Genomic DNA, 13,954 nt, shown 5'->3' on the forward strand with positions numbered 1-13,954 from the left:
CCGTATGACTTTATTAAAGCAGCAGATGCAAACAGCCATTTCCACCAATCCGATTCAAGACATGAAATTCCGTGGCCTGCACTGGATTGAAGCCTCGGCAGGAACCGGCAAGACCTATACACTCTCCAGCCTGATGGTGCGGATTTTTCTGGACCAGTATTATCCGCATCAGGTGATTGCGACGACATTTACCCGTAAAGCCACGGCTGAACTGAAAAACCGGGTACGGCTTCGCGTCGAGGAAACGCTGGCTTATATCCAGCGTCATCAGCAGCTCAATTCAGTTGAAATCACAGCAAAAATCCAGAATGAAACCGATCCTTTATTTCAGCAGGTGCTGAAAGATTATGGTTCACGGCTGGATTATGCCCGTCGCCGTTTACGTCTGGTGCTGAACCAGCTGGATGAACTGTTTGTCGGCACCCTGGACAGCTTTAGCCAGAAACTGTTACGTGAATTTGCCTTTGAAAGTGGCAAGATTGAACGTGCAGAACTGACCGAAGATCAGGATCTGTATATTCAGCAGCTGATTCATGATGTGCTGCGTGACTGGATTCAGCAGCAGCCGCAATATATGGTCAATCATCTGTATGTTCAAAATCTGCTGAAACCGGTGGAGCATTATACCGGGCTGGTGCGTGATGCCCTGAATTTCAGCAAGCAGCATTTCCGCAAGATCGAACTGGCTGAATGTGACCTGAACAAATTGGAAGCCTGCATCAGTCAATTAGTGAGTATTCAGGAGCATGATCTTGCCGTCATGCGGCGTTATTGTCAGGAAAGTCCGAAGTATTTTCACAAGAGTTTTTTGACCAAGTTAACCGAAATTTGTGAAAACTTTATGACCTGGAGCGCAGCCCTGAAAAATCAGGGTGGCATGAGTTTCTTTGATGCTGAATTGCAGCCGATTTTACTGAATCTGTGCCATTTGCGCCGCAAGAAAACCGATTTCCAGCCGACCACTCAGGTCTTTAACAAAAGCTGTCCGGATGCAGAGCAGCAGCTGATTTTGCAACATAGTCTGATCGTGGCAATTGATGCGCTGTGTGAGGTCAAACAGTATCTGGATGAGCAGCTGCAACAGCTTACGACCTATCTGGAATTTCATATTATTCAAAGTGTGCAGACCCGTTTGCCACAAACCTTGCAGCAGCAGGGTGAAACCACTTTTTCCCAGCAAATTCGTACATTGGCGGAAGCATTGCAAGGCCAGCAGGGACAGCGTTTTGCCCAGTTTGTACAGGCACGTTATCCGCTGATTCTGGTCGATGAATTTCAGGACACCAATCAGGATCAGGATGATTTGCTGGCCAAGATCTGGCGTGATGCCAACCGGGTGCAGTCCGGCTGCATGATTATGGTCGGTGATCCGAAACAGGCAATTTACGGTTTCCGTGGCGGCGATATGCTCACCTATAACAAGGCACATGCCGATGTGTTGCATAAACAGGGCCGCGAATATACCCTGATGCAGAACCATCGGTCAGTCAAACCACTCGTAGAAGTGGTTGATGCGCTGTTCCAGCGGCAAATGGATTTTGGCGAACAGGTGCAGTACACCTTGATTCAGGCCGGTAGTCGCCCGCATCCAGATCTGGTCGATATGGGCAGGATCAACCCGCAGCCTTTACGATGGATTCAGCTAGGTGAATCGGACCTGGAGGCAGACCAGGTGGCCTGGAAAATCCGTGCATTGCTGAATCAGTCTGCCCAGCAGCAACTGTACTTTCAGCAGCAAGAGCATCAGCAAAGCCTGAGCGCAGATGATATTGCCGTGTTGGGATTTGGGCATTTTGCTCTGGAACAGGTGAAGCAGCGTCTGCAGCGTATGGGCATTCCCTCCTATAAAGAATCCAAACAGAGCGTGTTTGCCAGTACCATCGCTCAGGATGTCGCGGCCGTATTGACGGCGATTATGGATCCTTTCAATGAGGCCAAGGTCAAGCGGGCTTTACTAACCCGTCTGCTGGGCTTCAATCTGAAAAAACTGATTGATTTGCAAAGCCAGAGTGAAGGCCTCAGTCGCTATATTGCGGATCTGGATATAATTCGGGAAATGTGGTTTGAGAAAGGCTTTTTGACCGCCTGGAATTATGCACTGAACCTGTTTCAGGTCTGGACCAATCTGGTGGCCAGTCAAAGTCTGGACAATGAGCGGGTGGTGGTCAATCTGCGCCATCTGACCGAGATGCTGAGCCAGCAGAGTGAATATTATCAGGGGGCGCAAAAACTCTATCACTGGTATTTGCGCCAGCTTCAGTCACCTTCAGGCAAGGACAGCGAAAAAGAACGCAAGCTGTCTGGGGATCATGGGGTGCAGCTGATGACCATTCATGCCTCCAAAGGGCTGGAATTTAAAGTGGTGTTTTTATTGGGAGCAGATGCTGCTTTTGATGTGAATAAAGGCAATCTGAATTTTTCCCTGTCTGCGCCTGAACAGGACAACATCCTGGAACAATCCCGGGTGATTGCAGTGAATCACAAGAATTTACATGAGCAGGCGATTCTGCAGAATGCAGCGCGTAATGCTGCCGAAAACCACCGACTCTGGTATGTGGCGCTGACCCGTGCCAGTCACCGGGTATATGCCATGCTGCAGGACCAGAACGCACAGTCTGATTCCGGGCTGGCCTTCTGGCGTGGTCAGGGAGATCAACTGTTTCAACATGCTTTAAGTCTGGTCGAGCCGCCTCTGTCTCAGGAGCCACCGCGCCTGGTCGAGCAGTCGAACCATCATCAGGTCGACATGCGGGCGCAACCTTTGCCAGAGCGGCAGTTTTATCCGCGAACCAAAACCAGTTTTACGGCTTTGTCACAGCATCAGCTACATGGACATATCTTGCAGGACGATCTGGTCACGGCTTATGAACAGCCCGACAGTGCTGCCGATGAAATTCATTTTACCGGTCTGGAAGAACAGCCAGCAGCTGTGCCTTTAGACTGGATTAGGCTGAATTTTCCTAAAGGCACCGTAGCCGGAACATTCTTGCACAGCATTTTTGAACATATTGATTTTCAGGACAGCAGTTACTGGAATCTGGAAATCCGGCGCCGTTTTAAAAATACCGCACCGCAAATCTGGCAGGAAATGAAAGAAAAATTTGAACAGGCTTTTCATATACGTAGTGTACTGGAACAGGCTTTTTCCCTGCATTATCAGGCCGCTGTGGTGAATCTGCGAACCTTGTTTCAGGCCACAGCTCAGGCAGATTTCAAAGCCGAGGAATTGCGTCATAGTATGCAGCGCGTATTGTCCAGCCTGAACTATAAGTTATTGACCGGAATTCGCCTGCATGACCAAAGTGAAGTTTATCGCCAGCAATGGCAGCAGCTGTTTCACTCGGCACAACAGCTCGAGCGTTCAGCTCTGCTGGAATTTTTAGGTCAGTTTCGAGTGTATTTCGATGGGCTGGAGGATGACTCCTTTATCCAGTTTTTTGAACAGGAAGTGGCTCAGCTCACACGCCCTGCAAGTACTGAATCACTGAATGTGGACAATATTTTCCAGACTGCATTTGATGGCTTGCTGGACGAGATCACAGAAGATATTTTGCTGAACCTGATGCATGACTGGGTACATGACATTCTGGCCACTCCGATTCAGGCAGATTTTGCCTTGGCACAGCTGGAGGCTAAACAGTATCTTTCAGAATTCCCTTTTTATCTGTCCTTGACCGATGCCCCTTTGCAGATTCGGCAAATCCATCAGCTTTTTCTCGAACATGACATGATCATGAGCGATTTTAATGAGGCCAAGTCGGCACGTTATCTGACCGGTTCCATCGATCTGGTGTATTTCGATGGCCAGCGCTACCATATTGCCGATTATAAAAGTAACTTCCTCGGACCTGATCAGCAGCACTATAGTGCTGAAGCCATTCAGCAGAATATGAGCCAGTCCAGTTACTGGTTGCAGGCCGCTTTGTATCTGGTGGCGCTGCATCGGTACCTGAGTGCCAATATGCAGACTTATTCGATTCAGCAGCACTTGGGCGGCGCGACCTATCTGTATTTACGTGGGATGAAGGGACAGGTCCAGCAAGGAGCCTATCATTGGCAACCGGACTCCGAATTTATAGAAAAACTGGATCAAATACTGGGCTATTTTGAGCAGAAAAAATCAGCATGATTTTGCGATTTTATAAGATATATAGAGATTAAACATGAAATTATCCTGTGGATAACTTTGAGGATAACTGTGTGGAAAATGAGCAGAATCACGTGTCGCAGCAAGACTCCAATTTAATGGCCTGGATTGACTATTTGTGTCAGCCGCCGTTTAGTACGGCTACATTTGATCCGGCAGCAAAATTCTTGATTCAGCAACTGCTTGAGGCGATACAGGCAGGGGATAGCTGTATCGAAGTTGATCCTCAGCAGGTTGCCTTATTGCATAATCTGGTTCTAGACCGCCGTCAGCAGGGTGCAGGAATTGCACCATTTATTTTTGTAGATCAGCATTTATATCTGTACCGCTATTGGCAACTGGAACAGGCAGTAGCCTCACATATTGCTCGGATTAAAGCCCAACCGGTTGCCGCTATTGATTTATCCGAACGTGATCGCAATTTATTGTCAGATCCACAGCAAAAATTGGCACTGGAAATGGTTGCGCGGCAGGCGCTGAATATTATTAGCGGCGGTCCGGGTACCGGTAAAACCTATACCTTGGCGCATATGATTGCGGTCCTGCATGAAGCCTTGCCAAATATCCGGATTGCCATGGCAGCACCTACCGGAAAGGCCGCACAGCGCATGAAAGAAGCACTGCAAAAAGCCTTGCACAGTGAAGCGTTACAACAGTTTGAGCTAGAACAATTAAAACAGTTACAACCGGTCACCCTGCATCGCTTATTGGGTCTGGGCACTCGCGGACAGCCACGCTTTCATGCCAAGCAGCCTCTGCCTTATGATGTGATCGTGGTCGACGAAGCCTCGATGCTGGATTTAAACCTGTCACAGATGTTACTGGCCTCCGTACCGTCTCATGCACGGCTGATTTTACTCGGTGATGCAGATCAGCTGGCCTCTGTGGATGTGGGAACGGTATTGGCAGATTTACAGCAAGTAGCGACTCTGGAAGATAACCGGGTCAATTTAATCACCACGCGGCGTTTTGCGCCTGGAGCCAGGATTGGCGCAATGGCGGAGTTTATCCAGCAGAATCATCAGCCTTCTCACGTCTTGCAGAAATTTGAGCAGCAGATTGTGGCAGCCAGTGAGTTACAGGCGATCGATTTGGATCAGGTGAAGATCGACCAGTTGCAGTTACAATACCTGCTCGCTGGTGCCGAACAGACCGCGCATAATTTGAATCAGTATTATGACCAGCTGATGTATGGTTATCAGGCTTATGTACAGGCCATAAAAACAGAACGAAACTCAGCTGATTTTGAACACTATGTGCAACAGGTGGTCAAAACTTTTGATGATTACCGTATTTTAACGGCAATCCGTTCTGGTGATCTGGGGCTGCTCAAGATCAATCTACAGATTGAGCAACGTTTTCTAGCAGCCCAAGGTCAGTTGAAACAGGGCGACTGGTATGTCGGACGACCCGTCATGATGAGCTATAACGACTATCAGTTGGGCCTGGCCAATGGTGATATTGGTATCTGTTTTTTACGTGAGCAGTCTGGTCAACGTCAGTTTGAAGTGTATTTCCCGAGTCTGGAAAAATGGGTATTAGCCACCCGTTTACCTAAAAGTATTGAAACCGCTTTTGCGCTGACCATTCACAAATCTCAAGGTTCAGAATTTTCCCATACGGCCGTGGTGCTGGATCAATATGCAAAAAATTTATTGAGCAAAGAGTTGATTTATACTGCAATTACTCGAGCCAAAAAAGTGGTCAGTTTACTGGTGGATTGTGATGCTTTTACACAGGCACTTTGTGTCAGAACTACCCGGAAAAGTGGTTTGGGCCAAAAAATCATTGAACAATCTAGTAATTTAATTGGCAAAAATAATCAAATCTTGTAGGTAAAAGCTTACAAGGATTCAGGAAATTGACGCATAGAGCTTTTGCTCAGTTTTTGAGAAGATTGGTTCTACAAAATAACTCAACACGGAAAGTTGAGCATAATCGCATAATGATAATAATAATGTCGGTAGACAGCGAACTTACAGTGAAGTAAGTGAAAGAGGAAACTTACAGCCGCTAAGCCTTGTAGTTTTGGGAGAGACTACAAGGCTTTTTTATATCCTGATTTTTTTATAGGAAGCTTGCTGGATTTTTATCCTAATTTCTTAGCAAAAATTTTCAGCGCTAGCCAGTAAACTTAAGTAAATAGCGTTAAATAAAACGAGAGCTGTGTAACATTATGCAAATTTTTACTCTGTGATGTACGAAATGGCTTACAGCAAAATGAGGCAAATACCTCTAGTTGTCTGGTGGGAATATGGCAAAATCTACCACACAAGGAAGATGATTTTTCAACAGGATGTTTGAAAATAATAATAAGCGTAAAACGCCATAATAATACAATAAATAATAATGATAAGAGAAAGAACTACAGCGCCAAAAAGCCCGAGTTTACTCGGGCTTTTTTTTATCCATTTTTTATGGAGAGCAGCGGAAGATTCAAGCGAGCTAAAGGGTTTGTTGGCTTTTCAAATGAATTTCTATATTTAATTCATCCTGGATTTATTTCATGAAAATAATGCAAAACCTGAATCTTTGAGGGACAAGAGTCATCGAATCTGAACTGCATCAATGAGCGACCAAAACCATGCAAAAATTTGGATCTATTTTTGCAATTTGATGCGTTTTCCCTTAAAATATGCAACTTGCTGTAGTGATGCACGGCAGTCAAGGTTTTGAATTCTCATCACTTTGATTTTTATCAAAATATATAAGCATCTCGGAGAAATCGAATGGCTTTAACTAACGCAGATCGCGCAGAGATCATGGCTAAATTCGCTCGCGCTGAAAACGACACTGGTTCACCAGAAGTTCAAGTAGCTCTTTTAACTGCTCAAATCAATGATTTACAAGGTCACTTCAAAGAGCACAAACACGACCATCATAGCCGTCGCGGTCTTATCCGTATGGTTAACCAACGTCGTAAACTACTTGACTACCTTAACGGTAAAGACCACGGTCGTTATGTAGCATTGATCGGTGCTTTAGGTTTACGTCGTTAATTCGATTTAAACTTTATTTTCGGGTGTATTGCATGCTTTGTGCTGTATTACTGAAAACTAAAGTCGGCTTAGCTTTGCGCTAAGCCAGTGGAAGGGGCGAATGTTTCGCTCCTTCTTTGTGTTTAAAAATAGTATTTAATCTGGTGAGGTCGGCTTCTAAGCTTTGTCATTTACTCGTCCATATGGTCATGAATGCCAAACCTTAGGGGTCTCCACTAGAATAATTGTTCACAAGAACTAGGAAAAAATAAAACATGTCAATGTTTAATATTATTCGTAAAGAATTCCAATTCGGTCAGCACAACGTTATCTTGGAAACAGGTCGTGTTGCCCGTCAGGCAAACACTGTTGTGATCACCATGGGCGGCGTACAAGTACTTGTCGCTGTTGTGGCACAGCCTAAAGCAAAAGCAGGTCAAGATTTCTTCCCATTAACTGTTAACTACCAAGAAAAGCAATATGCTGCTGGTCGTATCCCGGGTGGTTATGGCAAGCGTGAAGGCCGTCAGTCTGAAGCTGAAACTTTGATTTCACGTCTGATTGACCGTCCAATTCGTCCGTTGTTCCCGGAAGGTTACTTCAACGAAATTCAAGTAACAGCCACAGTTATTTCTTCTGATAAAACAATGGATGCTGACATTGCTGCAATGTTAGGTACATCTGCTGCATTGTCTATCGCTGGTACTCCTTTCCGTGGTCCAATCGGTGGTGCGCGCGTTGGTTTAATCAACGGTGAATACATCCTGAACCCGAACCTTGAACAACTTAAAGAGTCTGATCTTGATCTTGTTGTTGCGGGTACGGAAACTGCAGTATTGATGGTTGAATCTGAAGCGAAAGAGCTTTCAGAAGATCAAATGCTGGGCGCTGTATTGTTCGGTCATGACGAAATGCAAATTGCGATCCAAGCGATCAAAGAATTTGCTGCAGCTGCAGGCGCGGTTGAATCAACTTGGGTTGCTCCAGTTAAAAACGAAGAACTTCTTGGTAAATTGAAAGAAGCATTCGAAGCGAAAATTTCTGAAGCTTACACGATTGCAGTTAAGCAAGACCGTTATGCGGCACTTGACGCGCTTTATGCAGAAGCAGTTGCACAGTTCGTTCCTGAAAATGACGAAACTGGCATTGCAGAAGAAGTAAATGAGCTGTTCGAAGACCTTAAATATCGTACTGTACGTGACAACATCCTGTCTGGTAAGCCACGTATCGATGGTCGTGATACCAAAACTGTTCGTGCAATCGACGTACAAGTAGGCGTATTGGATCGTGCTCACGGTTCTGCATTGTTCACACGTGGTGAAACTCAAGCCTTGGTCACAACGACTTTGGGTAATACTCGTGATGCGTTGATGGTTGATACTCTTGCAGGTACAAAAACTGACAACTTCATGTTGCACTACAACTTCCCTGCATATTCTGTAGGTGAAACTGGCCGTGAATCTGGTCCTAAGCGTCGTGAGATTGGTCACGGTCGTCTGGCACGTCGTGGTGTTCAAGCTGTACTTCCTGCTGCTGATCGCTTCCCGTACGTGATCCGTATCGTATCTGACATCACTGAATCTAACGGTTCGTCTTCAATGGCGTCTGTATGTGGTGCATCACTTTCTCTTATGGATGCTGGTGTTCCACTTAAAGCACCAGTTGCAGGTATTGCGATGGGTCTAGTGAAAGAAGGCGAGCGTTTCGCAGTTCTTTCTGACATCTTGGGTGATGAAGATCACTTGGGCGACATGGACTTTAAAGTAGCTGGTTCTGCAAACGGTATTACTGCGCTACAAATGGACATCAAGATCGAAGGTATCACTGAAGAGATCATGGAATCTGCATTGAACCAGGCTTATGCGGGTCGTATGCACATCTTGAATGAGATGAACCAGGTGATTTCACGTGCGCGTCCTGAAATTTCGATGCACGCACCAACATTCCAGGTGATCAATATCAACCCGGATAAAATCCGTGATGTGATCGGTAAAGGTGGCGCGACCATTCGTGCGATTACTGAAGAAACTAAAGCGGCGATCGATATCGAAGATAACGGTACAGTTCGCGTATTTGGTGAAACTAAAGCGGCAGCGCAAGCTGCAGTGGCCAAGATCCAGGCACTTACTGCTGAAATCGAGCCAGGTACAATCTACGTAGGTAAAGTGATCCGTATCGTTGAATTCGGTGCGTTCGTGAATATCCTGCCAGGTACTGATGGCTTGCTTCACATCTCTCAAATCTCAAACGAACGCATTGCGAACGTGGCAGATGTATTGAAAGAAGGTCAAGAAGTGAAAGTACAGGTTGCGGATGTTGATAACCGTGGCCGTATCAAATTAACGATGAAAGACATCGAACAAGTTTAATCGTTAAAATATTCACATGGGAAAACTCATGTGAATAACAATAAAAAAGCCCTGAGCTTGGTCAAAATGTTTACTTTGGCTGGCTCAGGGCTTTTTTATGCCTTCAATAAGATTCTGCTACGCAAATAAAGACTGATTGGATTGCTTAAGTCTGCGGCTCGGCTCATAATTTTAAGACGGATAGATGGGGAAGGCCTACTAGCTCTATCCTGCAACAACAAAAAGCAGAATTGTGAATAGAGAATTGTCTTAATGCAGGTTTATTATTTTTACCAACATCCGACCGAACATCATATTTTTGTACAAAAAGAGCCTATTGCTCAAGCCGAACCTGAATTTATCTGGATCGACTATACCCGGGCAGATGTGGTTAATCGGGCTGAGACTTGGCAAAAAGAAATAGAACAGCAGACCCATTTATACCTAAACGAATTGCATGTAAACGATATTCTTAATTTAGAACATCCTTGTGTATTTGATAGCATGGATGACTATGAGCTGCTTATTTTTCGCAAGCTGATTACCCCGGATGATGACATCGAGAGCGGTGAGCAGGCGCTGGAACAGCATGAAAAAGTGTTTGGTCTGGCGACTACTCCGATTAGTTTTATCATGACTCCTCAAGTGCTGATTACAGTACGTGAGCAAGGCAATAAAGCAATAAAAAATTATATTTCCCGTATTGAAACCCATGTGATCCGTTCCACTCAGGAACAAAATAAGTCACGAAAACTCCCGATGACCCCGCTGGATTTATCGTTACGTTTACTGAATAGCATGGTGGATGGTTATTTGGATTTACGTGTGCCTTTAACCCGACGGGTTGAATTCTGGCAACAGGAGTTATTACAGGGGCATCGCCGCTTTACCAAATGGAACCAGTTATTGCAAGAAAGCATGTCTTTTCAACAAGTGGAAAATCTCTGTGAAGAGCAAATTGATACCTTGCAAGAACTGCGAGATGAAATTATCGATAATTATCCGCACTTGAAAGGCAAGAAGAAGTCGGAACGACAGGATATTATGCTGGTCCGAATGAATGACCTGGTCAGCCATGTAGAGCGCATCCAAAAACACACTGTTCGTTTGCGTGCCTCGATTCAGGCGGCGATCGACCTGCATTTTCAGCCATTGCCAATCAGACCAATGAAAATATGCGCATCTTGGCGATAATTACCGCTATTTTTGCACCGCTGACCTTATTGACCGGGATTTACGGGATGAACTTTGAATTTATTCCGGGGGCGAAATCTCCTGTCGGGTTCTGGAGTATGTTGATGATCATGTTCATTAGCACGGTATTGCTGGTGTATTATTTCTATCGCAGACATCTGGTCGGTCGAGGGGAGCGCAGTGTGATTGATCTACTGGCACAACAGCATAAGAATCAACACGTGAATCTGTTCTGGTTCCTTGACTATGAGCCGATTAAGCAATCAGTGAAAGAGACCATGAAAGAAGTTGAAAAGCTGACCAAATTAAAATAGAGCTACCTTTATCAATCGATATTTATAAAAGTTGTCCTATTTTTCAAGCACACGTAGATCAGTGGACTTCAATTTTAGATTAGCTCTGTAGAAATCAACACTCTGTTCTGCTGATCACTCAACTTGAGCTGTTCGAGTCAGTATTTTATAGATTTCATCTTTTAATTTCAGTTTTTTACGCTTGATCGCCTCAATATCATTGTTGATATGATTGACTGGATCAAGTTCAAGCTGGCTGATTTCTTTGTCCAGCTCATTATGTTCCTCGAATAACTTGGCAAAATAGGGATTTTCCTCGCGAAGTTGCACAATCAAGTCGCGGTATTCGGGAAACATGTATTTGATTTTCTTATTGCAATCTTTGGTTTTCATAGGGATTCTTATACTCTAATCATAAAATTAAATATAAATATGTTCTGATCTGCACTTGAAAATGCAGATCGACAGAACATGAAAAGGATTTACTTGAAGTGCAAGTGTTTGACCTCGCGGCGTAACTCCTGCACCTCATCAATGAGGTCGAGCATCATAGCAACGGCGCTAAATGAGGCATCAAAATCACGTTGCAGGCGATAGGCGCGTTGTGCACGCGAGATATCTTCGCCGAGGAAAGTGCTGGTCGGGGTTGTGGAACGATTGGGTAAAATTCCATGTTCAATTAACTGCATGACCCATTCGGGGCTTTGTCCACATGCTTCTGCAAAGTGGATCAAGTCAAATGAACGATCGTCCATAATTTCTGAGGGGGTATAACCGTGGGAAAAACTTTCTTGGTACTGAATCGTAGTCATGGGTCTACTCCTTAAACAGCCAAGTGTGCAAAATCCGGAGAGTGGGAAGGTGCTAAAATAGAACGCTTTCCAACCCTTGGACCTGCAGACTCAGAGTGATGACTCAAATGATCATGAGTGAAGAGTCGGGATGTGCTGGTAGTTGATGAATCAGTCGGTCTGACCGGATCTTTATCAGCAGGATGCGAGGCAAAGAAGGTTAAAGCTGAAGTGGTTTTTATAATTTTATGTGTTATCGACAAAGCGTATTCAATCACTTTCCTGTGTTGAATAGAGGGTGCCATATCAGGGCTGCAAAGCAGACCAAAGGGCAAAATTGAACGAGGCTGAAGATTGATCATCATAAATGGATAAAAAATAACCGTCTTCGATCCATTATTATGACTTTACTTGCCCCAAAACAGTTTTTATTTGTACCTTATTGTTTCAAATCATGACAAAGAAAAAAGCCCCTGATATAGGGGCTTTGAAAATCTTTCTGAAATTAATATTTTACCCAGGTTACACTGCGGCCAATTACCGATACCCCCACATAACCACGCAAGGTCAGACGTTTACCATTAGCACTTAAGCGTGCTTTACCTTTGTAAACTTTGCCACTGATCGGATCAAGCACTTTGCCATCATGGTATTCACGTGGCTTTTTCGGATCTGCCTTAAAATCCCAGATAAACGGCAGGCCTAGAAAAGGCTTGTTCTTAAGCTGACCTGGACATTTATGACAAATTCCCATTTTTTCTGCGCCAGGCAAGCTGCGTGTTTCGACAATCACTCCTTCATAACTGCCATCTGCTTTCTTGCGAATTTCCACATCCGCACGAGAATAACCCGATTGATCATCGATGGTTTTCCATTTACCCAATAACGGATCTTCATAGGCAAAGGCCAGGCTAGAGACTGCGGCCAAACTTATCCCCATTAGTAGAGTATTCAATAATTTTCTCATAACATACCTGTTAAATTGATGATGTATTCATTTTAGAATTATTGCTCTAATTTATTTTAAAAGCATAATTAAATCAAGAGTATGAACTGTGCGGTCTTTCTCATAATTTTTTGAAAATGATGAATATTCAGGTTTTGTTAGTGTGAATAATCTTATAATTTAAAAGGGATTCTTAGATTGGATTTACAGGAGAGTTTGATTCAGGAGGTAGACAGGTTTTCTACTGTAGGGGAATACGCTTTGTTGAGCTCAGTCACCTAGATTTTAAAACATAAAAAAAGCATTCCTGGGAATGCTTTTAAACTTAAGGATTCGAACTGCTTAGCTCAGGTGTTTACCAAATAGGCCCAAGGCTTCTTCAGCAGTAAAAGTATATTGGCTATTACAGAACTGACAGTCCATCTCGATCGGATTCTGGAATTCCAGCGTTTCACGGATCGACTCTATTCCGATTTGCTGTAAAGCGACTGCACAACGCTCTTTAGAGCAGGTACAACCAAACTTCAACACTTCCGTATCTGGCAGACGCACTTCTTCTTCGTTATATAAACGGTACAGAATATCAGTGGCTTGCAAACCGACTAACTCTTCAGTTTTTAGAGTCTCTGTGAGCATGGTCAGACGTGGCCATAGATCTTCATCTACCCGGCGTTGTTCTTCTTCACTATTACGTGGTAACAGCTGAATCAATAAACCACCTGCACGCTGATGGTCGCTCGCCAGCACAATGCGCGTTGGAATCTGTGCAGACAGGTCATAATACTGCATCAGACAGCCCGCCAAATTTTCTTTATCAAGGGGTACAATCCCCTGATAACGCTCGCCAAATTCTGGTTCGATATTGATGAACAGAACCGGAGAGGTGAGTGACTTCAACACGGTACTGCTGTCTTCACCGACCAGAAAGTGCGGATCTTCTTCATAGTCAGCCAAAGCGCGAACTTCACCCAAATGGTTACATTCAGCCATAGCCCATTTAAATGTGCCTGATGCCTGAATTTGCAGGCTGATACGCCCTTTAATCTTCAATGTGCTGGCCAGCAGTGCAGTGGCACTGAGCATTTCACCTAGCAGGATTTTAACTGCAGGTGCATAGTCACGTTGCGCTAAAATGGTTTGTAAAGCTTCTTCAAGATGCACCACTTCACCACGAACAGGGCTATCTTCAATAAAAAAGCGTTGGCGTAAATCAGACATAAAATTCTCCATAACCCTGCTTTAATAGTGTCATTATTG

The 13,954-nt window shown here is 44.5% G+C and carries 8 protein-coding genes and 1 pseudogene; 5 read left to right on the top strand and 4 right to left on the bottom strand.

The features are described 5' to 3' along the window. The first annotated feature begins 4 nt into the window (after nucleotides 1-4). The 5 genes and pseudogenes from PV763_RS05980 to PV763_RS06000 all read left to right on the top strand — a co-directional run bounded on the left by PV763_RS05980 (nucleotide 5) and on the right by PV763_RS06000 (nucleotide 10,981). Nucleotides 5-4,129, top strand: coding sequence for a UvrD-helicase domain-containing protein (locus PV763_RS05980; protein WP_420937488.1), 4,125 nt, complete (start codon nucleotides 5-7; stop codon nucleotides 4,127-4,129). Nucleotides 4,130-4,200: 71 nt separating this feature from the next. Then, nucleotides 4,201-5,982 (top strand): exodeoxyribonuclease V subunit alpha, encoded by a 1,782-nt coding sequence (gene recD, locus PV763_RS05985; protein ID WP_005102875.1) that lies wholly within the window; start codon nucleotides 4,201-4,203, stop codon nucleotides 5,980-5,982. Between the two features lie 894 nt (nucleotides 5,983-6,876). Next, nucleotides 6,877-7,146: a 30S ribosomal protein S15 gene (gene rpsO / locus PV763_RS05990; RefSeq protein WP_004278577.1), complete on the top strand. Its 270-nt coding sequence runs from the start codon at nucleotides 6,877-6,879 to the stop codon at nucleotides 7,144-7,146. A 260-nt stretch (nucleotides 7,147-7,406) separates the two neighbouring features. Then, complete coding sequence (pnp, locus tag PV763_RS05995; protein ID WP_171058372.1) at nucleotides 7,407-9,494, top strand: polyribonucleotide nucleotidyltransferase; 2,088 nt, start codon at nucleotides 7,407-7,409, stop codon at nucleotides 9,492-9,494. Between the two features lie 252 nt (nucleotides 9,495-9,746). Then, nucleotides 9,747-10,981, top strand: a pseudogene (locus PV763_RS06000) (magnesium transporter CorA family protein). A 114-nt stretch (nucleotides 10,982-11,095) separates the two neighbouring features. Here PV763_RS06000 and PV763_RS06005 read toward each other — a convergent pair. The 4 genes from PV763_RS06005 to PV763_RS06020 form a co-directional block, all read right to left on the bottom strand. Further along, nucleotides 11,096-11,353, bottom strand: coding sequence for a YdcH family protein (locus tag PV763_RS06005; RefSeq protein ID WP_004278574.1), 258 nt, complete (start codon nucleotides 11,351-11,353; stop codon nucleotides 11,096-11,098). Nucleotides 11,354-11,442: 89 nt separating this feature from the next. After that, nucleotides 11,443-11,772, bottom strand: a complete 330-nt coding sequence (locus tag PV763_RS06010) for a chaperone modulator CbpM (protein ID WP_004278573.1) — start codon at nucleotides 11,770-11,772, stop codon at nucleotides 11,443-11,445. A gap of 484 nt (nucleotides 11,773-12,256) precedes the next feature. Next, the gene (locus PV763_RS06015; RefSeq protein ID WP_005102907.1) at nucleotides 12,257-12,718 is read right to left on the bottom strand and encodes a DUF2147 domain-containing protein; all 462 of its coding nucleotides are present in this window, start codon (nucleotides 12,716-12,718) and stop codon (nucleotides 12,257-12,259) included. 321 nt (nucleotides 12,719-13,039) lie between these two features. Continuing rightward, entirely contained in the window at nucleotides 13,040-13,915 is an 876-nt protein-coding gene (locus PV763_RS06020; protein ID WP_004278571.1) for an Hsp33 family molecular chaperone HslO, read from the bottom strand. Nucleotides 13,916-13,954: the final 39 nt, after the last annotated feature.

It is taken from the genome of Acinetobacter sp. AS5 (genome assembly GCF_048957595.1).
GTDB lineage: Bacteria > Pseudomonadota > Gammaproteobacteria > Pseudomonadales > Moraxellaceae > Acinetobacter.